The 2,245-nt window shown below is 70.1% G+C and carries 3 protein-coding genes; 2 read left to right on the top strand and 1 reads right to left on the bottom strand.

The genetic code is table 11. The annotated features are described in order from the left end of the window. Positions 1 to 184: 184 nt before the first annotated feature. Positions 185 to 841: a DsbA family oxidoreductase gene (locus ACR2JA_RS06205; RefSeq protein WP_434008237.1), complete on the bottom strand. Its 657-nt coding sequence runs from the start codon at positions 839 to 841 to the stop codon at positions 185 to 187. Positions 842 to 927: 86 nt separating this feature from the next. Between ACR2JA_RS06205 and aroE the strand changes: the two genes are divergently transcribed. Then, positions 928 to 1,749 (top strand): shikimate dehydrogenase, encoded by an 822-nt coding sequence (gene aroE / locus ACR2JA_RS06210; protein ID WP_434008239.1) that lies wholly within the window; start codon positions 928 to 930, stop codon positions 1,747 to 1,749. A gap of 100 nt (positions 1,750 to 1,849) precedes the next feature. Beyond that, positions 1,850 to 2,245: EamA family transporter (locus ACR2JA_RS06215; protein ID WP_434008238.1), on the top strand; the 396-nt coding region annotated here is incomplete at its 3' end.

Raw genomic sequence — 2,245 nt, forward strand, 5'->3', positions numbered from 1 at the left:
CGCGCGCGGGCGTGCACGGCACGACCGCCGGAGTGGCGGGCATCGAATGGATGGAGGAGGAACGACACCCGGTGTGCACCGGGTGTGTGGGGACGCGCGGCAAGGCGGGGGCCGCGGGCCGGATCAGCGTCCGGTGCGACCCGCCCTCAAGGGATGCGGCGCCGTCCCTTGAGAGGGTGCGGGCTCAGGCGCCCGCGGCGATCTGGCGCAAGGCCTGCTCGAACACGGCCGCGGGCTGGCCGCCCGAGATGAGGTGGCGGTCGTTGATGATGACCGCCGGCACCGAGTGGATGCCGTGACCGGTGAAGAACTGTTCGCGCTCGCGCACCTCGTCGGCGAACGCATCGCTGGCCAGCACCGCGGCGGCGCGGGTGGCGTCCAGCCCGGCGGTCTGGGCGCAGGCCAGCAGCACCGCATGGTCGGCCGGGCTTTGCGCCCGACCGTGGTAGGCCTCCAGCAGCGCCTTCTTGAGCGCGTGTTGCTGCCCGGGCTGGCCTTCGGCGGCGGCCCAGGTCAGCAGGCGGTGCGCGTCGAAGGTGTTCCAGATGCGGCCACGGCCCTCGGCCTTGAACACAAAGCCGGCCTCCGCGCCACGCTGGCGGATGGTTTCGCGGATCTGGGCCTGCTGCTCGGCCGAGCTGCCGTATTTCTGCGTCAGGTGCTCGGTGATGTCCTGGCCCTCGGGCCCCATCTGCGGGTTCAGTTCAAAGGGCTGAAAGTGCAGCTCGGCCGCCACATCGGGCTGCACGCGGGCCAGGGCCTGCTCCAGCGCGGCCAGGCCAATGGCGCACCACGGGCAGGACACATCGGAGACGAAGTCGATTTTGAGGGTCTGGGTCATCGCGGCATGGTAACGACCCATGCGCGACAATGTCGGCCCGCACCGAATTGCCCCCGAACCGCCCGCACCGCAACGCTTTGAGCACCATGACCGACCGCTACGCCGTCATCGGCAACCCCATTGGCCACAGCAAGTCCCCCCTGATCCACGGCGCCTTCGCGCAGGCCACCGGGCAGGACATCGAGTACACCGCCATCGAAGGCCCGCTGGACGGCTTCAAGGCCACGGTCGAGGCCTTCATCGCCAACGGCGGCCGGGGCATGAACGTCACCATCCCCTTCAAGCTGCAGGCCTTCGAGATCGCCACCGACCCGATGGAATCGGCCCGCCTGGCCGGCGCGGTCAACGCACTCAAGTTCGAAGGCGGCCGCATCCACGCGCAGAACTTCGACGGCCTGGGTCTGGTGAACGACATTCAGCGCAACCTGGGCGTGTCGCTGGCCGGCAAGCGGGTGCTGATCTGCGGCGCCGGCGGTGCCACGCGCGGCGCCATCCTGCCCATCGCGGCGCAGCAGCCCGCGGTGATCGCCGTGGCCAACCGCACCGCCGCCAAGGCCCACGGCCTCAAAACCGACTTCGCCGCCCACGCCGCCCTGCAGACCGGCGGGTACGACGAGCTGGCGGGCGAGACCTTCGATGTGGTCCTCAACGCCACGTCCACCGGCCTGTCCAAAGACGCGCTGCCGCTGCCTCCCAGCGTCTTCGCCCCGGGCGCCCTCGCCTACGACCTGGTCTACGGCAAGGGCCTGACCACCTTCCTGCAACAGGCCCAGGCCGCGGGTGTGACCCAGCTGGCCGACGGCGTGGGCATGCTGGTGGAACAGGCAGCCGAGGCTTTTGAATGGTGGCGCGGCGTGCGGCCGGACACGAAACCGGTCATCGCCCGCTTCACCGTGCCCCTGGTCTGATGCACAAAACCCCCACGCTGCGCCGCTGCGCGGGTCGCTGCCCCCCCGGGGGGCTGACCCGCCTTGGGGCGGCTCGGCGGCGGGTCGTGTTGGGTTTCACATGACAGCTTCTTCGCGTTGGGCACAGGCCGTGCCCCTGCTGGCTGTGCTCGGCTCGGTCGTCGCGCTGGGCATCGGCACATCGTTCGCCAAGCAGCTGTTCCCGCAGGTAGGCGCGCTGGGCACCACCGCGCTGCGTGTGGGCTTCTCGGCCTGCTGGCTGCTGCTGATCTGGCGCCCCTGGCGCTGGACCACGACCCGAGCCGACTTCAAGAACCTCGTGCGCTATGGCATGGCCCTGGGCTGCATGAACCTGATGTTCTACCAGTCGATCCAGACCATCCCGTTCGGTGTCGCGGTGGCCATCGAGTTCAGCGGCCCGCTGGCCGTGGCCTGCTTCACCTCGCGCCGCGGCATCGACTACCTCTGGATCGCATTGGCCATCGTGGGCCTGGGC

The organism is Hydrogenophaga sp., from assembly GCF_051007235.1.
Lineage (GTDB): Bacteria > Pseudomonadota > Gammaproteobacteria > Burkholderiales > Burkholderiaceae_C > Hydrogenophaga.